24 protein-coding genes and 1 other RNA gene are annotated in these 25,061 nt (G+C 58.8%); 9 read left to right on the forward strand and 16 right to left on the reverse strand.

The features are described from left to right. Positions 1-545: 545 nt before the first annotated feature. Positions 546-1,571, forward strand: coding sequence for an aspartate carbamoyltransferase (locus L1249_RS12700; protein WP_044628642.1), 1,026 nt, complete (start codon positions 546-548; stop codon positions 1,569-1,571). A gap of 12 nt (positions 1,572-1,583) precedes the next feature. Here the strand turns inward: L1249_RS12700 and ruvX are convergent, their stop codons facing one another. The 7 genes from ruvX to L1249_RS12735 form a co-directional block, all read right to left on the reverse strand. Continuing rightward, positions 1,584-2,039, reverse strand: coding sequence for a Holliday junction resolvase RuvX (gene ruvX, locus L1249_RS12705; protein WP_044628532.1), 456 nt, complete (start codon positions 2,037-2,039; stop codon positions 1,584-1,586). 28 nt (positions 2,040-2,067) lie between these two features. Then, positions 2,068-2,625, reverse strand: coding sequence for a YqgE/AlgH family protein (locus tag L1249_RS12710; protein ID WP_137094176.1), 558 nt, complete (start codon positions 2,623-2,625; stop codon positions 2,068-2,070). Positions 2,626-2,692: 67 nt separating this feature from the next. Next, a complete protein-coding gene (gene gshB, locus L1249_RS12715; protein ID WP_172415796.1) occupies positions 2,693-3,649 on the reverse strand; it encodes a glutathione synthase in 957 nt (318 codons plus the stop codon). A gap of 69 nt (positions 3,650-3,718) precedes the next feature. Beyond that, a complete protein-coding gene (locus tag L1249_RS12720) occupies positions 3,719-4,423 on the reverse strand; it encodes a CvfB family protein (RefSeq protein ID WP_137094175.1) in 705 nt (234 codons plus the stop codon). Positions 4,424-4,560: 137 nt separating this feature from the next. Then, complete coding sequence (locus tag L1249_RS12725; protein ID WP_058577292.1) at positions 4,561-5,328, reverse strand: 16S rRNA (uracil(1498)-N(3))-methyltransferase; 768 nt, start codon at positions 5,326-5,328, stop codon at positions 4,561-4,563. A 3-nt stretch (positions 5,329-5,331) separates the two neighbouring features. Next, complete coding sequence (secB, locus tag L1249_RS12730; RefSeq protein ID WP_044628537.1) at positions 5,332-5,841, reverse strand: protein-export chaperone SecB; 510 nt, start codon at positions 5,839-5,841, stop codon at positions 5,332-5,334. Positions 5,842-5,902: 61 nt separating this feature from the next. Then, positions 5,903-6,325 carry a rhodanese-like domain-containing protein gene (locus L1249_RS12735; protein ID WP_058577293.1) on the reverse strand — a complete coding sequence of 141 codons (423 nt, stop codon included), beginning with the start codon at positions 6,323-6,325 and terminating at the stop codon, positions 5,903-5,905. 255 nt (positions 6,326-6,580) lie between these two features. Between L1249_RS12735 and gpmI the strand changes: the two genes are divergently transcribed. From gpmI to L1249_RS12750, 3 genes are all read left to right on the forward strand, one after another. Next, complete coding sequence (gpmI, locus tag L1249_RS12740; protein ID WP_058577294.1) at positions 6,581-8,143, forward strand: 2,3-bisphosphoglycerate-independent phosphoglycerate mutase; 1,563 nt, start codon at positions 6,581-6,583, stop codon at positions 8,141-8,143. After that, positions 8,143-9,300, forward strand: a complete 1,158-nt coding sequence (locus tag L1249_RS12745; RefSeq protein WP_058577295.1) for a murein hydrolase activator EnvC family protein — start codon at positions 8,143-8,145, stop codon at positions 9,298-9,300. The genes gpmI and L1249_RS12745 overlap by 1 nt, the downstream gene beginning before the upstream one ends. Before the next feature lie 87 nt (positions 9,301-9,387). Continuing rightward, positions 9,388-10,689, forward strand: coding sequence for a S41 family peptidase (locus L1249_RS12750; RefSeq protein WP_044628541.1), 1,302 nt, complete (start codon positions 9,388-9,390; stop codon positions 10,687-10,689). Here the strand turns inward: L1249_RS12750 and L1249_RS12755 are convergent, their stop codons facing one another. From L1249_RS12755 to L1249_RS12770, 4 genes are all read right to left on the reverse strand, one after another. Continuing rightward, positions 10,690-11,946 (reverse strand): UbiH/UbiF/VisC/COQ6 family ubiquinone biosynthesis hydroxylase, encoded by a 1,257-nt coding sequence (locus tag L1249_RS12755; RefSeq protein ID WP_228168940.1) that lies wholly within the window; start codon positions 11,944-11,946, stop codon positions 10,690-10,692. Positions 11,947-11,989: 43 nt separating this feature from the next. After that, on the reverse strand, positions 11,990-13,228 hold the full coding sequence (gene ubiH / locus L1249_RS12760; RefSeq protein WP_228168941.1) for a 2-octaprenyl-6-methoxyphenyl hydroxylase: 1,239 nt from the start codon (positions 13,226-13,228) through the stop codon (positions 11,990-11,992). 117 nt (positions 13,229-13,345) lie between these two features. After that, positions 13,346-14,683, reverse strand: coding sequence for a Xaa-Pro aminopeptidase (gene pepP / locus L1249_RS12765; protein WP_137094168.1), 1,338 nt, complete (start codon positions 14,681-14,683; stop codon positions 13,346-13,348). Between the two features lie 29 nt (positions 14,684-14,712). Further along, positions 14,713-15,291: a UPF0149 family protein gene (locus L1249_RS12770; RefSeq protein WP_137094166.1), complete on the reverse strand. Its 579-nt coding sequence runs from the start codon at positions 15,289-15,291 to the stop codon at positions 14,713-14,715. Positions 15,292-15,458: 167 nt separating this feature from the next. On the opposite strand from L1249_RS12770, the gene L1249_RS12775 reads away from it, so the two are divergent. From L1249_RS12775 to L1249_RS12785, 3 genes are all read left to right on the forward strand, one after another. Continuing rightward, positions 15,459-15,767 carry a cell division protein ZapA gene (locus tag L1249_RS12775; RefSeq protein WP_137094164.1) on the forward strand — a complete coding sequence of 103 codons (309 nt, stop codon included), beginning with the start codon at positions 15,459-15,461 and terminating at the stop codon, positions 15,765-15,767. 59 nt (positions 15,768-15,826) lie between these two features. Further along, positions 15,827-16,009: non-coding RNA, 6S RNA (gene ssrS, locus L1249_RS12780), on the forward strand. 21 nt (positions 16,010-16,030) lie between these two features. Next, positions 16,031-16,651, forward strand: coding sequence for a 5-formyltetrahydrofolate cyclo-ligase (locus L1249_RS12785; RefSeq protein ID WP_137094180.1), 621 nt, complete (start codon positions 16,031-16,033; stop codon positions 16,649-16,651). A 405-nt stretch (positions 16,652-17,056) separates the two neighbouring features. Here the strand turns inward: L1249_RS12785 and ilvA are convergent, their stop codons facing one another. After that, a complete protein-coding gene (gene ilvA / locus L1249_RS12790) occupies positions 17,057-18,571 on the reverse strand; it encodes a threonine ammonia-lyase, biosynthetic (RefSeq protein WP_058577298.1) in 1,515 nt (504 codons plus the stop codon). A gap of 159 nt (positions 18,572-18,730) precedes the next feature. Here ilvA and rpiA point away from each other — a divergent pair, with 159 nt between their 5' ends. Continuing rightward, positions 18,731-19,402 (forward strand): ribose-5-phosphate isomerase RpiA, encoded by a 672-nt coding sequence (gene rpiA, locus L1249_RS12795; protein ID WP_044628549.1) that lies wholly within the window; start codon positions 18,731-18,733, stop codon positions 19,400-19,402. Here rpiA and waaA read toward each other — a convergent pair. Genes waaA through L1249_RS12810 form a run of 3 tightly spaced genes read right to left on the reverse strand, consistent with a single transcriptional unit; the run spans position 19,397 to position 23,200 of the window. Next, on the reverse strand, positions 19,397-20,683 hold the full coding sequence (waaA, locus tag L1249_RS12800) for a lipid IV(A) 3-deoxy-D-manno-octulosonic acid transferase (RefSeq protein WP_058577299.1): 1,287 nt from the start codon (positions 20,681-20,683) through the stop codon (positions 19,397-19,399). The genes rpiA and waaA overlap by 6 nt on opposite strands. Then, entirely contained in the window at positions 20,683-22,113 is a 1,431-nt protein-coding gene (gene hldE / locus L1249_RS12805; RefSeq protein ID WP_058577300.1) for a bifunctional D-glycero-beta-D-manno-heptose-7-phosphate kinase/D-glycero-beta-D-manno-heptose 1-phosphate adenylyltransferase HldE, read from the reverse strand. Before hldE ends, waaA begins: the two co-directional genes overlap by 1 nt. Beyond that, the gene (locus L1249_RS12810; RefSeq protein ID WP_062375148.1) at positions 22,103-23,200 is read right to left on the reverse strand and encodes a glycosyltransferase family 9 protein; all 1,098 of its coding nucleotides are present in this window, start codon (positions 23,198-23,200) and stop codon (positions 22,103-22,105) included. Before L1249_RS12810 ends, hldE begins: the two co-directional genes overlap by 11 nt. On the opposite strand from L1249_RS12810, the gene L1249_RS12815 reads away from it, so the two are divergent. Continuing rightward, positions 23,199-23,942 (forward strand): 3-deoxy-D-manno-octulosonic acid kinase, encoded by a 744-nt coding sequence (locus tag L1249_RS12815; RefSeq protein ID WP_228168943.1) that lies wholly within the window; start codon positions 23,199-23,201, stop codon positions 23,940-23,942. The genes L1249_RS12810 and L1249_RS12815 overlap by 2 nt on opposite strands. On the opposite strand, the gene L1249_RS12820 is transcribed toward L1249_RS12815, so the two are convergent. Then, positions 23,924-25,042: a glycosyltransferase family 4 protein gene (locus L1249_RS12820; RefSeq protein WP_228168944.1), complete on the reverse strand. Its 1,119-nt coding sequence runs from the start codon at positions 25,040-25,042 to the stop codon at positions 23,924-23,926. The two genes, L1249_RS12815 and L1249_RS12820, sit on opposite strands and share 19 nt — an antisense overlap. Positions 25,043-25,061: the final 19 nt, after the last annotated feature.

Here is a 25,061-nt window from a genome sequence, read left to right on the forward strand (position 1 = left end):
GATCAAACTTGGCTCAAGGTTCAAACGAATTTGAAAGATGTGAACATCTCTCTTGTGCGCTTGCCTTGATAATTGGTGATTTATCACCCTCATCGGCAAGCGCCCACATGAATTACCTGATCAAATTATTAAAGAGCAACTTTCTTGAGTTCGCTGCGACGGGCTCGGTGACCTGAACCGTGTTGCCTCAGCGAGGAAGGCGTATTCTACGCACTTCCTGGCGTTTGTCAACTACTGTTTTCAGCAAGTGAAGCGAGCGATCCAAACGACAACAAGACGGCTCTAACTTCCTGACAAACCAGAGGTTTTTCAACCTCATTCACCGCTGGCAACGCTGGGCGTCCCCGGCAGCGGATGCGTACTTTACGGATTCGCGGCCGGGTTGGCAAGGGCTAATTATCAAATAGTCGAAAAAAGTTCCTGCCGCCTTATTTGCCCTCTTTATAGAGCAATGGAAACCGCTTCGGCACGTCTAGTTTGGCGGTTACACTTAGCACTTTATACAGCGCCACCTTCACCCACGCCCACTAAAGATGAGGTCCATGATGAGCCAGCACCTATTAACTGTCGATTCATTAAGCCGCGAGAGCGTTGATCACTTATTACGCGTGGCGGCACGCATGGAGCCGATTGCTAGCCGCCGCCAAGTCACACGGGTGTTGGAAGGTGCAGTGTTGGGCAACCTGTTTTTTGAAGCGAGCACTCGCACACGGGTGAGCTTTAATGCTGCGTTCTGCCGACTGGGGGGAAGCGTGTGCGACACCACAGGCTTTACCTTCTCTTCCATGGCCAAGGGCGAGTCGCTTTACGACACCAGCCGTGTAATGAGCGGCTACTGCGATGCGATTGTGATGCGTCACCCAGACCAAGGTTCGGTAGCCGAATTCGCCGCCGCCACCCATGTGCCCGTCATTAATGGTGGCGATGGCCCAGGCGAGCACCCAAGCCAAGCCCTGCTGGACCTTTATACGATTGATAAGGAGTTTCAGCGATTAGGCAAACGCTTAAGCGGGGCGCATATTCTGCTGACCGGTGATTTGAAATACGGTCGCACGGTGCATTCGCTGATTAAGCTGTTGTCACTCTATGACCCGCTGCGTATTACGCTGGTGTCGCCACCAGGGCTGGAGATGCCTTCTTACTTAATTGATCTAGTGGCTTCTCGCGGGCATCGCATTGAGCAACGCGACTCACTGGCCAGTGACTTTGCCGATTTGGATGTGGTGTACACCACCCGCATTCAGAAAGAGCGCTTTACGGATGAAATGAACGAGAGTTTCCAGGGGCTTTCCGACGACTTTATGGTCAACCGTGATTTTCTTGACCAGCGCTGTAGCCAAAGCACGATCGTGATGCACCCGCTTCCCCGCGATAGCCGCCCAGGCGCTAATGATTTGAACGTCGATTTGAACGGCGATCCGCGGCTGGCGATTTTCCGCCAAACCGATAATGGTATCCCCATGCGGATGGCGATTTTTGCCACGCTGCTAAAAGTGGATGACCTGATTGAGAAAGACCTGCGCCCGGTCCGCTGGTTCGTGCCTTCCCAAACTGGCACCCTAGACCGTTAATACGGCGCTGGATTAGTAAGCGCTCCGTCCGCCGGGAAGGCCTTCCTGGTGGGCGAACCAACCTTCCAAAATTAACACCGCGGCAATACCGTCTACGCTCTCTTCTCGGTAGTTACCTCGGTGGCCCGCCGTGTGGGCAATCCGCTTGGCTTCTTGAGTCGAGCCACGCTCATCGACCATCTCACAGGGTTTGCCGTAGCGGCCATGCAGGCGATTGCCGAACTTACGCGCCCGGGTACTCATAAGCGACTCAGTCCCATCCATATTGAGCGGTAAGCCGACGACGAACAGATCTGGCTGCCACTCTTCAATAAGGCGTGTGACCACGTTCCAGTCAGGAATGCCGTCACGGGCGGGCAGCGGCGTCAGCTCCCGCGCACTGTGCAGCAGCTCGTTACCCACGGCGACGCCAATGCGCCGCGTTCCAAAATCAAACGCCAAGATCAGGCGCTGCCCGTTATCTGCCATACCACTTACGCCTCATCCAACCGCACGCTTATGCATGCCCTGCGTTGCGCGTCATTAGGTTTAAATCAACCCCGAGAATACCGGCGGCGGCCGTAAGGCGCTCGGCTGGAGGCGTATCAAACAGCACGCTGCTTTGGCCCTCTACCGTTAGCCAGGCGTTCTCTTTCAGCTCATCCTCTAGCTGACCCGCTTCCCAACCTGCACAGCCTAAGCACACCAGAAAGTGTTCAGGGCCAGTGCCATCCGCCAGCGCTTGGAGAATATCCATGGAAGTAGTGAGCGCAATGCCATCTTCCACCTGGATGCTGGAGTCCCACGCTTGGCTGTCGCCAACGTGAAGAATAAAGCCGCGATCTTTATGCATGGGGCCGCCGTAGTAGACCGGCGCATTGCGGTGAGGGCTGTCGTCACCGCCGAGTGAGAGCTGCTCAAACAGCGCATCCAGGGTAATTTCCAGCGGGCGGTTGGCAATCACGCCCATACAGCCATTGTGGTCATGGTCACATAAATAAATCAGGCTGCCCGTGAAATTAGGGTCTTCCATGTGGGGCAGCGCCATCAAAAAGTGGTGTTTTAAGCTTTGCATGCGTCTCCTACGGCTTGCCGATGGCTCGGCAAGCCTTACGTCATTTGGCGAATAGAACGTTCACCGATTAGGCCAAGCGACGTTCGATAGCGTCTAACAGCATTCCGGAAATATCGGTGCCGCGCTGATCGTCGATCTCACGGACACAGGTGGGGCTCGTCACGTTGATTTCCGTGATGTAGTCGCCAATCACGTCCAGGCCGACAAACATCAGACCTTTCTCGCGAATCATCGGCTGTACTTGTTGAATCAACCAGTGGTCGCGCTCGGTCAGTTCACGGCTCACACCGCGACCGCCTGCGGCCAGATTGCCGCGGGTTTCGCCCGCCGAAGGGATTCGCGCTAAGCCAAACGGCACCGGCTCGCCATCGACCAAGAGAATCCGCGTATCGCCATCCTTGATTTCCGGCAGGTAGCGCTGAGCCATGATTTGGCGCTGGCCACGCAGCGTCAGTTGCTCAATCACCGCACCAATATTGCGGCCATCGGGGCCGATATGAAAAATGCCCGTGCCACCCATGCCGTCGAGTGGCTTGAAAATCACATCGCCGTGCTCGGCATGAAAGGCGCGCAGTACATCATCACGGCTCGCCACAACCGTCGGCGCGCAGCACTGGGGAAACTGCTGGGCAAAGAGCTTCTCATTACACTGCAACAGCGCAGCAGTGGGGTTGACCACCAGCACGCCCTCGCGCTCGGCAAAGCCCAGTAGATGCACCGCGTTAATAAACTCCGCATCCACCGGCGGGTCTTTCCGCATCAGCACAACATCCAGCTCGGCCAACGGACGCTGAGTCGCCTCGCCCAGGTCGTACCAGTGCTCTGGGTTACGGTGCACGGTGAGTGGACGCATCCGCGCGTAGGCTTTGCCCGCCTGTAAGAACAGGTCGTCCTGCTCCATGTAGTGCAGCGTATAGCCGCGCTCTTGAGCGGCCCACAGCATGGCTAAGGTGGTGTCTTTCTTGTACGCGATGTCGCTGATGGGATCCATCACCACACCGAGATGCAACGTTGATTGGCTCATCGAAATACAGTCCATGCAGAATCAATAAGTCATCAGTATGCCGCACTGCAGGCACGGCTCCAACCGCGGCTATTGATCCGACGTATCGGAGAGCGCACCGGGCACTAGGCGGATCGCATCCGGCGCCAGGGTGATCAACTGCTGTTTATAGAGACGGCCAATCGCCTGCTTAAAAGCGCTCTTGCTAACTCCCAAGCGGGTTTTGATATCGTGCGCCGAGCTTTTATCACCCAGCGGCAAATAGCCGCCGCTCTCACGCAGCGCTTTCAGCACTTTATCACCCACCACATCCAGGCGGGCCGCGCCGGGCGGTAGCAGTGAAATATCCACGCGGCCATCCTCGCGGCGCTGTTTCACAAAGCCTTTCAGCGACTGCCCACGGCGCAGAGGTTGGGTAATATCGTCCTGATAGATCAGCCCCCAGTAGCGGTGATTGACCACTACTTTCATGCCTAAGTCCGTGCGGTCGGCCACCACCACATCGACTTCGTCGCCCTTCTCTAGCGCCCAGGCGTCGTCCGTCAAAAAACGGTCAAGACGCATGGTAGCGACCGGCCGCCCCTGGTCATCGCTATACAGCATCACCAGTACCCGTTTGCCGGGGTCGGGACGAAAGCGCTGCTCGCTATAGGGCAGCAGCACGTCTTTAGGCTGCCCCCAGCGCAAAAAGGCTCCGGTACTGTTCACCGCCGTCACGGTTAAATAGGCCACATCGCCCAGTTGGGCAGACGCATCGCTGGCGGATCGGGGGGTGGAGTGTGACTCACGGACCATGGGTGCCGTCCTTACAAGAAGTAGATCTTCATTATGGTACCTTGCCTAAGCAAGGCAAAGCAGCGTCGAATGACGCCAGCGCTGGGTACAAAAAACCGCTACCGCAGCAAACACGGCAGCGGTTTGATAGTAAGCGCTTACAAATCGCCGTAGTGGTGCTGCAGCAGCGTGAGCGCGACAACAGGAGCCGTTTCGGTGCGTAGCACCCGTGGCCCCAGCGTCAGTGGCGTAAAGTGGCTGGCGATAGCGGCCTGAATATCCGTATCGCTTAAGCCACCCTCTGGGCCAATCAACAGTGCGGCGGACGCGGGACGCTCTGGCTGAGCAAAGCCGTTACCTGTCGCTAAGTGCAGCATCAAGCGCAGCGGCTCTTGGCGCTCGGCCAGCCACTCACCTAACGCCTGCGGAGGGTGAACAGGCGGCACCACTGCCCGGCCGCTCTGTTCGCAGGCACTGGCCGCCACGGCCTGCCAGTGCGCCAGCTTTTTCTCTTCGCGGTCGCCTTTCAAACGCACATCGCCCCGCTCGGTATACAGCGGGGTAATCGCCGCCACACCTAGCTCAACGGCTTTTTGAATGGCGTAATCCATGCGGTCGCCCTTGGAAATCGCTTGCCCAAGATGCACCGCCAGCGGCGACTCGCCGCTGCCTGACCACACCGCCTCAACGGTGACGGAGGTGTGCTTACGCCCTACCTCCGCCAGCCGAACGCCCGCCTCTTGGCCTGCGCCATCAAACAAGATCAGCGGCGCGCCTTCGCCCATGCGCAGCACGCGGGTAACGTGCTTAGCAGGGCCCTCAGGTAGCGTTAAGGTAGCGCCCGCTGACAGCTCAGCAGGCACATAGAGGCGCGGCATTTTGCCGTGTAGCGCAATCCAACCAGCGGCGTTTAGCGAACCCGACATAGCTTAGTGCGTATTCTCAGCCGCTTGGCTTGCCTGCTGCGCTTCGCGCTGCTTGCGCTGGGCGTACATGGCTTCGAAGTTAACCGGCGCCAGCATCAGCGGCGGGAAACCGCCACGGTTGACCAGGTTGTCAACACACTCACGGGCGTACGGGAACAGCAGGTTAGGGCAGAACGCACCCAGCGTTTGCTCAAGCTGTGCACCTTCGATGCCGGAAATACGGAACAGGCCCGCCTGCTCGACTTCTGCCAAAAACGAGGTGGTGCCAGTTTCGCTGTCGTTGACCTGCGCGGTCACTTTGACGACCACTTCATACTGGTCGTCGGCCACTTTCTGGCTGGTGGTGTTCAGGTCCAGATTCACCTTCGGCTTGAACGCCTGCTTGAACACAGAAGGAGAGTTCGGCGCTTCAAAGGAAATGTCTTTCACGTAAATACGCTGCAAAGAGAATTTCAGCTGCGGCTTTTCGCCTTCAGCGGCACCGGCCTGCGGGGTGTTGTTATCTTCCGCCATGGGAGACTCCTCGTTATTCATTCAATAAAAAAGCGTGCGGCCCAGAGGCCGCTTTCGTCGTTTACTTCTTCACTACGGGAAGACCATCGGCCTGCCACTGCATCATGCCGCCGCGCAGCTTCATCGCCCGTTCAAAGCCCGCTTTTTCCAGCTTTGCCTGGGCAGCGCCCGAACTTTGGCCATGCTTGCAGACCACAATGATCGGCTGGGCTTTCACTTTATCCAGCTCGTTCATGCGGCTATCAAGGCTGCTTTGGGGAATGTTGCGAGCGCCAGCGATATGTCCGGCTTTGAAGTCTTTGCTCTCACGAATGTCCAGCACCACCGCGTCTTCGCGGTTGATGAGCTGAGTGGCCTGGGTAGAGGACACCGCATTCGAGGAGGCGCTACGCGTTTCATAAACAATCCACGCTATGAGCACCAGCACAAATGCCCCTACGAGAAGGGGGTGGTTCATTACGAATTCGAACAGCTGATCGATCATCGCGAACACAATCTCTTGGTCTATGCAGAAAAAAGCGGCGTCACCCGCCCTCAGAAACGCGACAAGTATACACGTCACAGGGCATACCGCGCAGGCCATGACGCCCGACGGCTGCCTGCGTTATGATGCCCCAAGCGCGCGCCTGTCGCGACCCCGATTATCAGGTGTTGTCTGAAAACTGGCTGAGCCGCCCTCACCAGCGTTTCAAACTGCACCTCACGTCGCTTGGCTGACTCAAATACGAGGGAATTTTCAATGACAACACCTGCACCGCGCCCCGTTGCGCTGATTATCCTAGACGGCTACGGCCACAACCCCGACAACGCCTACAACGCTGTCGCTGCGGCCAACACCCCAGTGATGGACGCACTGTGGGCTAACCGCCCTCACGCCTTCGTGCATACCGATGGCCGTCATGTGGGGCTACCCGACGGCCAGATGGGCAACTCCGAAGTCGGCCATATGAACCTGGGTGCCGGGCGTATCGTTTACCAAGACTTCACGCGCATCACCAAAGCCATTGAAGATGGCGACCTGGATACCAACGAGGTGCTCACCAAGCCTATCGACGCAGCAGTCGCCAATGGCCGTGCCGTGCATCTGCTGGGCCTGCTCTCTCCAGGCGGTGTCCACAGCCACGAAGACCACTTTATCGCCATGGCCGAGCTGGCAGCGCGGCGCGGTGCCCAGCGCATCTACGTGCACGCCTTTCTAGATGGCCGAGATATGCCGCCGCAAAGCGCACTGGCGTCTATCGAGCGCGCCAACGCCCGCCTTTCAGAACTGGTCGGGGCCGATAACGGTTTTGTGGCTTCCATCATTGGTCGATTCTTCGCCATGGACCGCGACAACCGCTGGGAGCGCATTGAGCAAGCCTACCGCCTGCTCACCGACGGCCACGCCGATTACACCGCCACCAGCGCGGAAAGCGGACTACGCGACGCCTACCAGCGCGGCGAAACTGACGAATTTGTGGCGGCGACCAGCGTGCCGGTTAACGGTAACGCCATCACATTGCAAGATGGCGACGCAGCGATATTCCTAAACTTCCGCTCCGACCGCGCTCGTGAGCTGACCCGCGCCTTCACCGACGCAGAGTTCACCGGCTTTGAGCGCCGTGCGCGCCCAACGCTTGCCGGTGATGGCTTGGTCATGATGACGCGTTACGCAGCGGACATCGCCGCGCCAGCCGCGTTTCCGCCCACCGACTTAACCGACACCCTAGGCGAAGTGGTCGCTAAGCGCGGCCTCACCCAACTGCGAATTGCCGAAACAGAGAAGTACCCCCACGTGACGTTCTTCTTCTCCGGCGGTAACGAAGCTGAGTACGAAGGCGAAGAGCGCATCCTGGTGCCCTCCCCCCGTGACGTTAAAACCTACGACGAAAAGCCGGAAATGAGCGCCTATGAGATTACCGATAAGCTTGTAGAAGCCATTGATAGCGGCCGTTTCGATCTCATGGTGTGCAACTACGCCAATGGCGACATGGTAGGCCACACTGGGGATTTCGACGCCGCCGTGAAAGCGATTGAGACCGTCGATATTTGCGTTGGCCGCGTGGTGGAAGCGATTGAGCGCGCGGGCGGTGCCTGCCTGATCACTGCCGACCACGGCAATGCCGAGCAGATGGTTCACCCGGAAACCGGTGCACCGCAAACCGCCCACACCACCTTTGTGGTGCCGCTAGTGTACGTTGGTGAGCGCGCCGCCCAGCTCGAAGATGGCCGCCTGTGTGACCTTGCCCCCACGCTGCTGACCATGATGAATCAGCCACAGCCTGAGGCGATGACCGGAACTCCGCTGCTGCGCTTCGAGTAATGCCCATGTGGCAACGGCTAGCTCGAACGGCCTTATTAACGACGGCCTTGCTAACGCTGGGCTATTCGTCAACGGCGATGGCACAACAGGACGAACAGGCTGCCAGAGAGCAACTTGACGCCATCGGCCAAGAAATTGATGCCATGGCCAAGCGGCTGAGCGCCACGGACCAAGCGCGGGACAGCGCCCAGCAAGAGCTAAGGAAAGTGGAAACAGAGCTGGCCCAGACCCACCAGCGGCTGGACCAGCTACAGGCCGAGCGACGCCAGCTCGCCGATGAAACCACCCAGCTACGCCAGCACCGCGAACGCTTAGAGGGTGAACGCGATGCCCAGTACGCCGCGCTAGGTCAGCAGCTTGCCGCGCTTTACCGGCTGGGGCCAACGCCCCAGCTGAAGCTGCTGCTCAACCAAAGCGATCCCGCTGAACTTGACCGCATGCAGGCCTACTTAAACCGGCTAACACAGGCGCGCCAGCAGCGCTTGACCGATATCGCCCGGCTGGATACCGCGCTCGCGGATACCGAACTGGCGCTCGCCGAGCGCCAAACTCGCCTGGACACACTCGCCGACGAGCTGGAAACCCAAAGCGCCCTGCTCGCCGAACGCACCGAAGAGCGCCGTGGCGTGGTGACGACGCTAGACGACCGCTACGGCAGTGAAGCTGACCGCTTGGCAGATCTTAACCAAAGCCGCGAACAGGCCGAGCAACAGCTCCGCGCGATTCAGGCCGAACTGGCGCGCCTGGCAGAGCCCACACCTACCACGCACATTACCCGCACCCAAGGCGATTTGCCTTGGCCCGTGCAAGGCAGCATCACCGCCAGCTTTCAGCGGCGGAACGGGGTTCACTACAACGGCATCGTGATTCAGGCCAGCGAAGGCACGGCAGTCACGGCGGTTCATTCAGGCCGTGTGGTGTTTGCCGACTGGATGCGAGGGTTCGGTAACTTATTGATCATCGACCACGGCGATCAGATCATGACGCTGTATGCGCACCTGCAACAGTTCAGCGCCCGTCCCGGTCAACAGGTGAGTCGTGGCGATGCCATAGGCCGAGTGGGCAATAGTGGAGGACAATCCCGACCCGCCCTCTATTTCGAAGTGCGACGAGGCGGAGAACCTATTAATCCGCAACGTTGGATTGCGCGCCGTTGACGGGATAAGCTGGTGGTAATGTCTTTATCATGAACGTCTCAACCTGAGCAGCGCGGCTGGCGCTGCCTTTCGCCTAGCGGAGTCCGCATGACGCTATCTGTTACCGAGGTATCGGCCCCTGCCAAGCGCTTCTTGGCTACCCTGCTTCCGCTCGCGCTACTGGCTGCCCCACTACCCTTGGCAGCCCAACCGGCGAACAGCGTTGCCGACGACCTGCCACTAGAAGAGATTCAAACGTTCGCGGAAGTATTCGAGCGCATCAAACGCGGCTATGTAGAAGAAGTGGATGACCGCACCTTACTGCGCAATGCCATGCGCGGCATGCTCAACGAGCTAGACCCCCACTCGGCCTACCTGGATGAAGAGGAGTACCAGAGCCTGCGAGAATCCACGCAAGGCGAGTTTGGCGGCATCGGCATTGAAGTAGGCACCCAGAATGGCCAACTGATGGTCGTCACGCCCATCGATGACACGCCCGCTTCACGGGCCGGCCTGCTGTCTCAGGATATTATCGTCGCCATCGATGGCACCCCCACCGATAGCCTATCGCTGCAGGAAGCCGTCAACTTAATGCGCGGCGAACCAGGCACGCCACTGCGTTTAACTATTTTGCGCTCAGGTGAAGAGTCGCCCCGCGAGTTCACGCTCACCCGTGAAGTGATCCGCAGTGAGAGTGTCAAACATGAAACGCTGGAGCCAGGCTACGGCTACCTGCGTATCAGCCAGTTTCAGTCACGTACCCCCGAACAGGCGCGCCAAGCCATTGAGCGCATGATGCGCGATCAGCCGCTGGAAGGTTTAATTCTGGACCTGCGTAATAACCCCGGTGGCGTTCTTCAGGCGGCGGTCGGAGTGACGGATCTCTTTCTAGATGAAGGGCTGATTGTGTATACCGAAGGGCGACTCTCGGATACCGAAATGTCGTTTTCTGCCTCTCCGGATACGCCCGCTGGCGACATACCGCTCGTGGTGCTAATCAACAGCGGCAGCGCATCAGCGGCTGAAATTGTCGCAGGCGCTCTGCAAGACCAGCGCCGGGGCGTCATCATGGGCACTGAAAGCTTTGGTAAGGGCTCGGTACAGCAGATCATGCCGTTGGGCAACGGCGAAGGTTTGAAGCTCACTACCGCCCTTTACTACACCCCGAATGGCCGCTCGATTCAGGCGCAAGGCATCGAGCCGGATGTCGAGGTGGTACGTGGCCGCCTGGAAGTGGCGGAGGCACGACGCGCCATTCGTGAGGCGGACCTGGACGGACACCTCGGTAGCCAAAGCGACATGCCTCCCGAGCGTGCCGCCATGTCTCAGCGGTTACGCGACGACTACCAGCTTAGCGAGGCGCTCAATTTGCTGAAAGCGCTGAACGTGGTGGATCGCCGCCGCGGCTAGCTAGCGGCACGACGCCGGCAGGCGGCCCCGCTCTCCGGTCGCCTGCCGCATCACCACACGCTTAAGCGGCACGAGCTGGTTCATGCCACTCATCCCCAGGTTGCGCGCCAGCGTAAACACTGGCTGATGGCTGCCAAACAGTACCTTAAAGCCTTTCATTAAGCCCAGCATGGCCGTGTTATCCAAGCGCCGACGGCGCTCATAGCGACTCAGCGTGGCCAAGCTACCCCAAGGGGCACCCCGGTGCCATGCCGCCACCACCTCTTCGGCTAATACCGCCGCATCCATTAATCCCAAATTAACGCCCTGCCCGGCCAGCGGATGAATGCTATGGGCGGCATCGCCTACTAGAGCAAAGTTGGGCTGCACATAATGCTGCGCGTGACGTTGCACCAGCGGAAACCGATAGGCGCTATCCACGGGCATGACATCGCCCAGGCGATGGTCGAAAGCCTCGCCAAGCGCCTTCCCCAGTGCCTCAGCAGAGTAAGCGGTGAGTTCACTGGCATGCTCAGGCGTTGTGGACCATACAATGGAACAGAAGCGATCATCTCCATTGACAGTGAGCGGTAAGAAAGCCAGCGGACGACCACCGATAAAAGCTTGGCGAGCGGTAGCGCCGTGGGACTGTGCGCAGCGCACCGTGGTGACAACCGCCTCTTGCTCCATGGACTCCTCCGCCACCGAGATGCCTGCTAGCGCTCGCAAGGCAGAGCGTGCGCCGTCGGCAGCGATCACCAGCGGCGTTTGTAGCTGGCGACCGTCCTCCAGTACCAGCCAGCGGCCGCTGGCCGTGGTCTGCAGTGCCGACACGCTGATGCCATCGAAGCGTGTCAGGGTCGGCTGCTTAGCAGTTTGCTCATTCAGCGCGGCCTGCGTGACATCGTTTTCCACAATATGGCCGAGCACGGCGGTGCCCGCTTCGTCCGCCGAGAAGTGAATATGGCCACTACCCTCAGCATCCCACACCTGCATATAGCGGTAAGGCGTTACCCTTGCCGCCGCCATGGCGGGCCATACGCCCAAATGCGTGAGCAGCCGTTGGGACACCGGGGTCAGCGCGCTAACGCGGGGGGCGGGAATCTCGCCAGCGACGTCATCCAGGCGCAGCGGCGATGCCTTGGCTTCCACCAGCGCCACCTGCATTCCCGCTTCTGCCAGTAGCCCGGCCAGCGCAGCGCCCACCATACCCGCGCCAACAATTACCGCATCGAAACGCGTGACGGGCGGCTTAGCTGCTTGTGATTGCGTTGTCATAACACTCCTTGGCTTGGGTCATTGAGGGCACTGGATAAGAGCGTCAGCGCTCCAGGCCCATCGCGCGGCGTGCCAAGCCACGGCGCAGCGGGCCAATCAAATTAAGGCCGATCAACCCAGCGCCACGGGCGTGGGACAGCAGCGGCAATGAGTAACCAAACAGCCGCACTAAGCCGTCACTAAAGCGGATCACATTGGCGCGGTCTTGGGCGCGGCGGCGCTCAAACGCCTGCAACGTGCTCATATCTCCCAAGGAGCGCTGCTGCTGAGCACCTTGGGAGAGCGCTTCAACCAAATCCATCACCGAACGCAGCGCTAAGTTGAAGCCCTGGCCAGCCACCGGGTGCAACGCATGGGCCGCATTGCCCAGCACGGCTAAGCCGGGGCGCACAGGCTCTTCTGCGGTGACCAGCGAAAGCGGATAGCTAAACCGCTGGCCAATGCGGGTAAAGCGCCCGACTCGGTCGCCAAACGCCTGCTGAAGCTGGCTCAAGAAGGCATGATCCGGTAGCGATAATCGTGTCTGCTCGCTACCGCTGGCATGGGTCCAGACCAACTCCATAGCCTGCCCCGGCAGTGGCAGCAGCGCGATGGGTCCCTCGGAGGTAAAGCGTTCGTAAGCAATCCCTTGATGGGGCTGGCTAATACCCACATGGGCAATGACCGCCGTCTGCTCATAGGAGTGGCGGCGGCTAGCAATCCCTAGCTGTTCCTTCAGCCCCGAGCGGCCGCCATCGGCCAAAATGGTCAGCGCGGCCGTTAGCTCGCTGCCATCGGAAAGCCGCAAATGGTGGCCGCTGGCCGTGGGAGTCATCTGTGCCACCGTGGCTGGGCAGTGCCACTCAATGGGTAATTGCTGCAGCTTCTGATGCAACACGCGTCCCATCCAAGCGTTGGGTATCACGTGACCCAAGGCAGCGACGCCTAGCTCTTGTGCATTAAGACGCGTCGCGCCCAAACGGCCCCGCTCGCTGATATGAATACGATTAATCGGTGTGGCCTCGACCTGCATCGCTTCCCACACGCCTAGCTGTCGAAAGCGCTGCGCCGAGCCTTCAGCAATGGCGCTGGCGCGGGCATCAAAGCTTGGCTGCCACGTCGTTTCCTCGGCGCTCTGCGGTAGCGCATTGGCCTCAATGATAGCGACTCGCCAGCCATAGCGCTCAATCAGCGGTGCCAATGCACAGCCCAAGCTGGCACCCACCAGCCCACCGCCCACAATCACGATGTCATGGGTGGGCGACTGCTGCTGTGCAGGCGTTACCTGTTCTGCCCCATGCATTGGCTTCTCCTCATCACAATACGCGCTTATATAACGCACTTACACGATAAGCACCTTGGCTAAACGTAATTTCGTAACGTAATTTACGTAAATAAAAAAGCAGACCGTTTTTGCTGGTTATTTTTTAACCATTAACTGCTCTATTTCGTCTACCTGCTTCGGCACGCCATCAGTGAGAATGTCATGCCCCTGTTCGGTAACCACAACGTTATCTTCAATACGAATGCCGATACCGCGATAGGCAGCGGGAATATCGTCTTCATCAGGGATATAGAGACCAGGTTCCACGGTAAGCACCATACCTGGGGCAAGCAGGCGCGGCGTCGCTTCGCCCAAGCGGTAGGTGCCCACATCGTGTACATCCAACCCTAACCAGTGAGAAGTGGAATGGAGGTAAAAGCGCCGATAGCTTTCGTCATCAATGCGCGCCTGAACGTCTCCCTCTAAAAGCCCCAGCTCAATCAGGCCAGCCGTAAGGTCATGCACCACGCCCTGATGGATATCCGCTAGCGTAGCGCCAGGCGCAATGGCATCCACCGCACGCACCTGGGCATCTAACACCACTTGGTAAAGCGCCCGTTGAGCATCATTAAAGCGCCCACTCACCGGGAAGGTGCGCGTGATGTCGCCCGCATAGAGATCAAACTCTGCACCAGCGTCAATCAGTACCAGTGTGTCCTCCTCCAGCACATCACTGTTCTCAATATAGTGCAGCACACAGGCATTGGCGCCGCCGCCCACAATCGTGCTGTAGGCAGGCCCGCTAGCGCCGTGCCACACAAAAGTGTGCTCCAGCTCGGCCTGAAGCTGGTACTCACTTAGCCCGGCTTGGCAGGTGCGCATAGCGCGTACGTGGGCCTGGGCTGAAATGGCTGCTGCGTGACGCAGCAAAGCAATTTCAGCGGAGCTTTTGATTAGGCGCATCTCGTGAATCAGTGGGCGGCTATCCAGCCAGCCTTTTAGTGCGGGCTTGCCTCGGCGCATGCCCGCTTGGGCATGGGCAAGTGCCTCTTCAGCGATGCTAACCGCGTCGGGGTTATCCAGCGGCGTATAGAGCAGCTCACGGCCATCCAACAGCTCTGGCAGCAGGTCGTCGCGCTCAGCGTTCTCGAACGCTTGGTCGATACCATGCAGGCTGACAACGCCCTGCGCTCCTAGTCGTCGGCCGGTCCAGGCTTCCATGGTGGGGTCGCGGTCTTGGCAGAACACGACACTTTGCCCTTCAGCGCGGCCTGGTAGCAGTATCAGCAGCGCGTCAGGCTCTTGAATGCCCGTTAGATAGTAGAAGTCGCTCTGCTGGCGAAAAGGGTATTCGCTGTCGTGGGAGCGGGTGACGAGCGACGCCCCAGGCACCACCAGCGCGGCGCTGGTTGGCAGCTGTGCCATCAGCACTTCTCGGCGCCGACGATACTCGTCTGGTTGAATAGCAGCAGGGCGAGGCAGTGGCGTGAGCATAACGGCTCCTATGCAAGCGTGAAGTGGGTTCAATGAACGGGGGCGTCGGTTTGCTCTACCTGTGGCTTACCCGGGTGCTGTTCGGTGTACAGCAACATGGCCGCCATTCGGGCATGCTCGGTTAAAGCAAACAGGTCGTTCTCGTTTTCCGTGCTATCGTCGATGTCGGTCTCCATCTGGCCAAGGCCCTCCAGGTCATCAATCGCTTCTTTCAGCGTTTGCGACCAACGCTCCCGAAGGGTGTCATCGGCGACTTCATCCACCACTTCCATAAAGCCAAGCGTCCACTCTTTCAGCCCTTGGGCCTGTTCTGCCAAAGAGAACAGCTCATCGGGAAGTAATGGCGCGTAGTTCAGGTCGCTAGCGCTCAGCGCTTCTAGGGTTTGACGACGCCAGCCTAGCAGCCGCTCGGCACTGGCCGGGTCACGGGGTTGCTCTACCCCCAAACTGAGACACACTTCTTCCAGCCACGCCTGGGCTGTTACATTACGCAGTGCCAATAATCCGCACAGCCGTCCATCCAAAAACGCAGGAGACTGCATACTACCGTGAAGTAAAAATACATCCGCTATGTCAGAAAAGTCCTGGCGCTCGTCAATCAATGACATGATTCATGCTCGCTTTATACAGTGTGAAGATAAAACCACGAGGATAGGCGGGCGAGCCTGCGCGTTGACCCCGCACAAGCGGCTCTCTTATAGTGAACCCCGTCTATCCTTCCTATGTAGTGATGTTAACGCATCGGGCCCCTTGCTGGCCCGTGCTGGAGCCATTGATGAGTAACGCAAAGCGGCCAACGAAAGAGATCACCCTACTGGGTCGCAGCTATATGATTGCCTGCGACACGGGCGAAGAAGTCCAGTTAGAGCGGGCGGCTCGCTATTTGGATCGCGCCATGCATGGTATTCACGCCCAAAGCAGCGTTCTGGGCAGTGAGCGCATTGCCATTATGGCGGCGCTAAATATTACCCACGAGCTGCTGGAAGCGCTGGATGAGCACCGCGCCGGAGAAGCCAACCTCAACCGCTTAAATGATCGGCTTGAGCGAGCACTTGCGGGCACTCGGCCGCGCAAAGGGCCTTAAGCCCTCCAACATCTTCAACCGATACTTTGGCATTAGCGGCGGCTCTGTTAGGATAGCGATGTTCTCTGGGATGTACGCCAGTCGTTATAGTCCCTCGAGCCTATGTGCAGTACCCAGGGGGCCAAATGCTAGCCAGACCCGTGTGCATGTCCGTGCGTCGGAAAGCCTGACGGTTTGGCTGCGGCCACCCACCTGAACCAGTAGGTTCAGGGCCAGAACGACAGCGGCATTCTGGGGAACACGTTGTAATGACCTTCCGCGTTATGACTCACACCTTACCCAACGACAAATCTGCGCTACGTCGCGAACTCAAACGCCGACGCCGCACTCTTACCGCCCAACAGCAAAAGCAGGCTGCCTATACGCTCTGCCAACGTTTGAAAGGCATGCCAGAGCTTCAGCGCGCCAAACGCATTAGCCTCTATTTACCAGTCAACGGGGAAATCGACCCGACGCCGTTAATCCCTTGGTTGCGCCAGCGCCGTGTCACCATCTACTTGCCTGTTCTACGTCCTTTGAGCGATAACCGCCTCTGGTTTGTGGCCTACGGGGAGACAACGCCCATGGTCAAAAATCGCTTTGGCATTGCCGAGCCCTGCCCGCGCTTTGCTGCCCAGCGCCGCAACCGGCTGCCCGCGTGGGCGCTGGACACACTGATTGTACCGTTGGTGGGTTTTGATCAGCAGGCTAACCGTATGGGCATGGGGGGCGGATTTTATGACCGCAGCTTGGCGTTTATGCGTCGACCTGGGCCAGCCCCCGCACTAATTGGTGTGGCCCATGCCTGCCAGCAGGTGGATACACTGCCTGTTGAGCCTTGGGATATCCCTCTCAATGCGGTGGTGAGCGATATTGGCGTCGTTCGACCAACAAAAACGGGCTGATCAAAATGATCAGCCCGTTTTATGTGTTCACCTAGCAGGTATAGCGTTAGCACTTAGTACGCTGCTGTTAACCGTTGGTTAACTCCCCGACAGCGCCTGTGCATATCCAGTGGCTAATACACCCAGTAAAAACACCACTGTTAACGCCATCACCATATCAGGCTTTCTACGCCGCATGCCTCTTCTCCAACGTGTTTAACAGTTGCCAAATGCCCTTAGTGCGTCACCAAGTTTTTCATTTTGAGAAGATGACCCACTTCACTAATTTCGCTCACGACTATAGGGCCATAAGGGGCTCAATGACAACTGCTAATAGCACTATTTTAACCCCTTAATTAAACGTTTTAACAACACCTCTCTGCCTAGCTGCTCTGGCATGCACCGTTAGTAAGCACTTACATAGTGTTACGCCATAAAGAGCCGGTAAGCGGGGTTATCACTCTCTTGCCAATAGCGGTAGCCAATCGCGTCTAAATACTCCGCAACATGGGTACGATCTTCACTGGGCACCTGCATGCCCACCAGAACGCGGCCATAGGCAGCCCCGTGGTTACGGTAGTGAAACAGCGAAATGTTCCAGTCGTGTGGCAGCTGAGTTAAGAAGTTCATCAATGCGCCAGGACGTTCAGGAAACTCGAAGCGGTAAAGCTCCTCTTCAAAACGTTCGCTGGGGCGGCCACCGCTTAAGTGACGAATATGCAGTTTCGCCAACTCGTTATCGGTTAAGTCTTCCACCTGATAACCGCCTTCACGCAGCTTTTCAATCACCGCTTGCCGGTCTTCACCGCCTGGTTTTACCTGAACTCCCACAAAGATATGCGCTTCGCTATCGTCGGCGTAGCGGTAGCTAAACTCTGTGACCATCCGCTTGCCCAGCGTGCGGCAGAATTTCTTAAAGCTGCCGGGTTTTTCTGCAATGGTGACGGCCAGAATGGCTTCGCGCTGCTCACCAAGCTCAGTGCGCTCGGCAATGTGCTGCAAGCGGTCGAAGTTGGTGTTGGCGCCAGAGTTAATACACAGCAGCGTCTCGCCTTCCGCCCCGGTTTGCTGAACGTATTTTTTGAGACCCGCCAGCGACAGCGCCCCTGATGTTTCTGCCACCGCGCGGGTATCTTCAAAAATATCTTTCACCGCGGCACACATCTCATCGGTGTTAACAGTGATCACATCGTCAACAAGGTCACGCACCAGCGAGAACGGGATCTCGCCAATTTGCGCCACCGCCACACCCTCGGCAAAGACGCCTACCTGATCCAGCACCACGCGCTCACCGGCTTCCAGTGCGGCTTTCAAGCAGGCGCTATCCTCCGCTTCTACACCGATGATTTTGATATCCGGGCGAAGGTACTTCACATAGGCGGCCACTCCGGCAATCAGCCCGCCGCCACCGACGGGGATAAAAATCGCATCTAACCGGCCACTGTGCTGGCGCAGAATCTCAACGCCAATAGTGCCTTGGCCTGCCACAACGTCGATATCGTCAAACGGCGGAATATAGGTGTAGCCGTGCTCTTTGATCAGCTCCTGGGCATGCTCGGCGGCGGCGGCAAAGGCATCACCTTTTAGCACCACTTTCGCGCCACGGGCACGCACCGCCTGCACTTTGATGTCCGGCGTAATGCGCGGCATGACAATCACCGCTTTCACGCCCATCAGCTTAGCCGCCATGGCTAACCCCTGGGCGTGGTTGCCCGCCGAAGCAGCGATCACGCCTTTGGCTTTCTGCTCATCGGTCAACTGGGCCATTTTGTTGTAGGCCCCGCGGATTTTGAACGAGAACACTGGCTGCAAGTCTTCGCGCTTGATCAAAATCTGGTTGTTGAAACGACGCGACAAAAAGGGAGCGGAAGAAATAGGCGTCTCGCAAGCGGCTTCATAAACGCGGGCTTGGAGGATCTTTTTGACGGTTGCTTCGAGCATGCTGACATCCCAGAAAAATGACGTGACCCTGACGGGTGCGAACAAAACCTTTATTGGTAGCAGATTACGCCTAGCAACGTCTAGCGGCGTTTCCATCGGCAGCCAGCGCTTAGGCCGTTATACTAAGGGGCGACTGCCTCTCCTGATACTGGAACCATCATGACACAAGATGAACTAAAAGCCGCCGTGGCAGATGCCGCCATTCGCGAAATTGAGCCTCACCTGGATAAAGACACGGTGCTGGGCATCGGTACCGGCTCGACGGCCAACCTATTTATCGACCGCTTAGGCCCTCTACGCGACCGGTTTAAAGGTGCTGTTGCCAGCTCGGAAGCCAGTGCCGAACGGCTGAAAGGCCTGGGTATCGAGGTGTTTGAACTGAACCATGTGGGCGACGTGCCTTTCTACATCGATGGTGCAGACGAAGTAAATGCTCACTTACATATGATCAAAGGCGGCGGCGCAGCGCTGACCCGTGAAAAGATTGTGGCCGCTTGCGCCAAACGCTTCATCTGTATCGCCGATGGTTCCAAATACGTGGCACAGCTAGGCCACTTTCCGCTGCCGGTGGAGGTGATTCCCATGGCGCGCTCCTACGTAGCGCGGGAGCTGGTCAAGCTGGGGGCAGAGCCCGTGTATCGCCAAGGGGTGCTGACCGATAACGGTAACCATATTATCGACTGCTTTAATTTTATGATTGATGATCCGGTCGCCATGGAAGCACGCATTAATGCCATTGTCGGCGTGGTTACCAACGGTCTGTTTGCCGCACGCGGCGCCGACATACTGCTGCTGGGCAAGACTGATGGCGTAGAGCGGACGGCGCTATAAGTAGCGGCCAAGCCCATCCAAGGTGCGCGACAGCGCCCCGCGATGGGCTTCGATCACCGCCTGCCCTGCTTCACCCGCCTGCCGAGCACGCTGAGGGCAAACGATATACTCTGCCAAGGCGCTTGCAAGCGCTTCTGCGGAATCAACCACGGTCAGCGCCTTGGCCGCCAAGAGCGGCTCGGCAACATCGCTGAAGTTCTCCAGCGACGGACCACACAGCACGGGCTTACCCAGCGCAGCAGGTTCCAACACGTTGTGCCCGCCCAGCGGTACCAGGCTGCCGCCCACGTAGGCCACGCTCCCCGCACCGTACAGCGCTGACAGCTCGCCTAATGTGTCGCCCAAATACACTTGAGTGGAAGGCGTGACAGGCTGTTGCTGGCTACGGCGACTGACCTCCCAGCCGTCACGCTCACAAAGTTGAGCCACGTCGTCAAAGCGCTGGGGGTGGCGTGGAACAAGCACTAAAAGCGCCTCTGGAAAGTGTTTAAGCAGTTGACGGTGTGCCGACAGCAGTAGCGCCTCTTCCCCTTCACGGGTGGACCCCGCTACCCAAACGGGCCGCCCATCCCATGCCTGTAGTAAGCACTCACTCTCTTTTAGTGCCTTGGTCGGCAAGGGTTGCTCAAACTTCAGCGAACCCACCACGCTGGTAGTGCTAGGCGCGCAGCCCAATGCCTGGAAACGCTCGGCATCCTGTGACGACTTGGCAGCCAGCCACGTCACATTGGCGAGGGCGCTTTCCATCAGCGGGCGCAGCCGTTGGTAACGGCTAAACGCACGGGGCGATAGCCTGCCGTTGACCACTGCCACCGGCACTGCCTTCCGTCGACAGGCATAGAGCAGGTTAGGCCACAGCTCGGTTTCAAACAGGATGGCCAGGGCAGGTCTTACGCGGGCCACAAAGCGCTTGGCCGCGCCGGGGAAATCCAGCGGAAGAAACCGATGGGCAAGACGAGGCTGATCGGTAGCGTCCTGTTCTGCTATCAGCGCCAGCGCCTGCTGGGCACCGGTGGCGGTCATGGTGGTCAGCAGCAGGCTATAGTGGGGAAAGCGCGCCAGCAGCCCTTCGATCAGCGGGCGGGCAGCGCGTACCTCACCTACCGAGGCACAGTGCAACCAAATGCGCGGTGGGGGCGGCAGCGGTTCGAGGCACAACCCCAGCCGCTGGAGCCGTGAGTAAGTAGGCACTTGCTCACGCCAGATGCGCCAGCCGATCAACGGCGCTAGCCCATAGAGCGCCGCCGAATAGGCCAGCCGTGGCCAGCGGGGGGCTGCCATTAACTTTCGCGGTCCAGAATGGAGCTGATCATCGCCGTGGTGGAAACGCCATCTTCAAAGCCCAGCACTTTCACCTCGCCACCGTTGGCAATCACGGCGCTGCCTCCAGCGATATCCTCGGGGCGGTAGTCGCCGCCTTTAACCAGGATATCCGGCAGTACTTGCTCAATCAGGGCGGCGGGCGTGTCGTCACTAAATGGCACGACCCAATCCACCGCACCGAGCCCGGCCAGCACTTGCATCCGTCGGTTCAACGGGTTGATGGGGCGCTTCGGCCCTTTCAACCGGCCAATGGACGCATCATCGTTGACCGCCACAATCAGCCGGTCACCCAGGCGCTTGGCCTGTTCCAGGTAGGCCACATGGCCTGCGTGGAGAATATCGAAGCAGCCATTGGTCATCACCACCCGCTCACCGCGCAGCTGCGCAGCGCGAACGGCATCGACCAGAGGCGCTGGCTCGATCACGCCGAACTCGGCCAGCTTGTCGCCATGCAGCGCGGTGTAAAGCTCGGCAATGGAGAGCGTGGCGGTACCCGGCTTGGCCACCACCAGGCCCGCGCCCAGATTGGCCAGCATCATGGCTTCCGGCAGCGCATGGTTAGCGGCCAGGGCCAGGCCCATCAGGCCAATCACGGTATCGCCGGCCCCCGTGACATCGAACACTTCCTGGGCACGGGTGGGCAGGTGCAGCGGTGCATGACCTTCACGAATCAGCGTCATGCCCTTCTCACTGCGGGTAATCAGCAGCGCTTCTAACTCAAGTTCAGCACGCAGCGCTTCGCCTCGCTCGGCCAGTATGGCGTCGGTGGCGCATGGGCCCGCCACGGCTTCAAACTCGGTTAAGTTGGGGGTAATCAAGCTGGCCCCCCGGTACTTGGTGAAGTCTTGGCCCTTGGGGTCGATCAGCACTCGCTTGCTGTGGTGGCGAGCCATCTCGATTAGCCGCTCCACTTGGTTGAGCGTACCCTTGCCGTAGTCCGATAAAATCACCACGTCGCACTCAGGCAGGGCTTGCTCAACCTGTGTCAGCAGGCCGCTGGTATCCACACTGTCGAGGCGCTGCTCAAAGTCCAAGCGCAGCAACTGCTGGTTACGGCTCATCACTCGCAGCTTGGTGATCGTGGGAATCTCGGCACTGCGCTGAAAGTAAGTGCTTACATCAGATGCAGCCAGGCGTTTGGTGAGCAGCTCGGCATTCTCATCCTCGCCCACCACACCCGCCAGTGCCGCATGGCCGCCTAATGAAGCCACGTTGAGCGCTACGTTGGCTGCGCCACCGGGGCGGTCGTCGGCATCTTCCACGCGTACCACGGGCACCGGCGCTTCTGGGGAGATCCGCGAGGTGCCGCCGTGCCAGTAGCGGTCGAGCATGACGTCGCCTACCACCAGTACGCGGGCATGTTCCAGGGCGGTTAAATCAACTTTCATCCGAGGGTCCTGTTGTGGTCTGCGCTGCGGTGTGCGCCAGCAGCGCGTCTAGCTTGGCAATCACATCGTCAGCCTTGATCAAGTCCATGGCATCGGCATGGCGTACTCGCTGCCCCCAGCTCACCTCGTCCACCGATTTATGCAGGTAGGTGCGTACCGCATCGGGGTAGGCATTGACGGCAAAATCGCGCCACAAGTAGGGGGCGGCCCGCTGAGGGTTGGTGGTGGCATAGAGGCCAAGCGTCGGCGTGCCCATGGCGTTGCCCATATGAGCCGGGCCAGTATCCGGGGCGATCACCGCGCGGGCGTTATCGATCAACGCCAATACGCCCTTCAACGAGGTGCCGCCAATGGCGTTGATCACACTACCTGACTGGCAGAGCGCTTCGATATGGTCACCCATTTCCCGCTCAAGCGGGCTGCCGCCACCGGTGAGTACGCTCTTCAGACCGTGCTGCACCCACGCGTGTTCAATCACGCTGGCGTAGCCTTCCACCGACCAGTTGCGGAAGTTGCGCAACCGCGCGTTGCTACAAGGATTAATCACTAAATAAGGCGCATCGCCACTAATAGCGCGGGCTTCCTCATAGGCCACTGCGGGCACCGCGAGATTCCACTCTAGGCGGTCGTCTTCGACGCCCAGTAAACGGGCGAAGTCCATGAATGACTCCAGCACGTGGGCGTTGGCATGGGGCGCTAGCTGGTGTTGGGTAAACCAGTGCTGGGCGTCCTTGGCACGGGCTTTGTCATAGCCGACGCGCACATTGGCTTTAAGGCCCAGCGAGAGCACGCTGGCGCGAATGGCCTGCTGCATATGCAGCAGCACATCGAAGCGGGTATCCGCCAGTTCGCGCCAGATAGCGCGCATGCCGGAGAGCCCCGTCGATTTGTCGTACACGACGAACTCGACCCCGGAAAGCCCGGCCAGTAAACTGTGCTCCCCCTTGCCGATAATCCAGGTAATGCGCGCGTTCGGCCACTGGCGCTGCAACGCTCGCACCGTGGGCACGAGATTGCACACATCTCCCAGAGCGGAGAGGCGCAAAATAGCAATATGGTTTGGTTGAGCAGGCAGAGAGGGCTTCATGCGCTTAGCGGCACTCCAGCAGAAAAATGGGCTGATTTTACATGATGCAGACAGTTTAAGTGACGCCTGCGCATCACACCAACTGTCCTCCCCGACTCACCCACTGAGCACGGCGCTGTTCGAGTCAGATTACTGGCAATCGCAAGGCCTGGTAGTCGGCGAAGCACCTGGCCGGGGCAGCAGCCTGTTCCTGCAAGCACGCGACCACGAGCAGTGGGTGCTGCGCCCTTACCAGCGCGGCGGGCTCATCGCCAAGGTCAGCAAGCAACGCTATGTCTGGCTGGGGGCAGAGCGCACACGAGCGTTTCGTGAAGTGCGCTTGACCGCCGCGCTGTATGAGCAAGGGCTTCCCGTGCCTCGCCCAGTGGCCTGCTGCGTCACTCGGTTCGGTTTGACCTATGAGGCGGCCCTGCTGACCGTACGCATCCCGGGCGCCCGAGCGCTCGCCTCCTTACTGAGCGCCGAAGAGGCAGACGAGGCGCTGTTGATGCGCGTAGGCGCCATGATCAAGCGGTTTCACCAGGCAGGGCTCGATCATGTGGATCTCAACGCCCGTAATATTCTGGTGGATGAGGCTGGCAAACCCTGGCTAATCGATCTCGACCGCTGCCGACTGCGCCCGCCGGGCAAATGGCAGGCACGTAACCTACAGCGGCTGGAGCGGTCGGTGGTGAAGTTTGCCCCTAGCCAAGTGGAAAATCTGATGGCGCCGCTTTACGCAGGCTATGCCGACACTGAGTAGATCTCCATTAAGCGCTTCACGTGCTGCTTGTTACTGAAGTGCTCCTCGACGCGCCGCCGCGCGGCACGCCCCATGGCTTGACGTGTGGCCGCATCACGAATGAGCGTGTCCATGGCATCGCGCCAGGCGGGCACGTCAAACGGGCCTAGCAGCACGCCGGAATCAGCATCCACTAGCTCCGGCAACGACCCGGTATTCGAGCCAATGATCGGCATCCCACAGGCCATGGATTCGATGATGGTCAGGCCGAACGCTTCATTTTCCGAAGGAATGCACACCACATCCAGCACGGGCAAAATATCCGTCAGGTCACTGCGATGCCCTAGAAAGGTGATTTTATCCGCCAGCGGCGTGCCCGCGATGGTGCGCTGCAGCTCGGCATAAAACGCTTCCACACCTCCGGAGGCATAGTCTGTGCCACCAATTGAGAGCGCATAGAAGTTAAGCGATGGGTCTAATTCCAACAGCGCTTTCACCCATATGTCCTGGCCTTTACCCGGTGTGACGCGCCCTGGCAACCCAATCATCACCGCATCCGCCGGAACATCCAGCGCTTCGCGTTTGGCCGCAATGGCAGCAGAGTCACTCGTGGGCTGGTACTTCTCGATATCGACCCCGTGGGGCAAGCAAACCACACGCTCCTGGGAAAGCGGTAAATTGCGGACATTACGCTGATGCGTTGCTTGGCTGATAGAGAGCACAAGATCCACACTGCCATAGGCAACACGATGATAAGGGCTTTTTTTGGGGCGCTGCCCACCCACGTGATCAGTGTAAATTATTCTTAGTTTTGGTAGCAGTGCTTTTAACAGCGTGGTGAGGCGTAAATCACTGGATTTATGGCAGTGAATAACAGAGATATTCTGTTCGATCAGCCAGCGGCGTATGGAGAATACGTGGGAGAGCGCCTGGCTGTTGCTAGCAAAGGCCTTATAAGGAATCCCATTGCGCTGCATATAGGTGGCTACCTTGGTATCTTTCAGGCAGATGCCGAAGACTTCCCACCCTTCTGACTGCAGGTCTTCAATAATACGGTCTACGTATAACTCCATCCCGCCTTTGCCATCTGAAAGACACAGTTGCAGTACCTTATTTGCCATCGTATTCCCTACCCAGCCG

Origin of the sequence: Halomonas sp. Cn5-12 (genome assembly GCF_021532545.1) — a bacterium.
Lineage (GTDB): Bacteria > Pseudomonadota > Gammaproteobacteria > Pseudomonadales > Halomonadaceae > Vreelandella > Vreelandella aquamarina.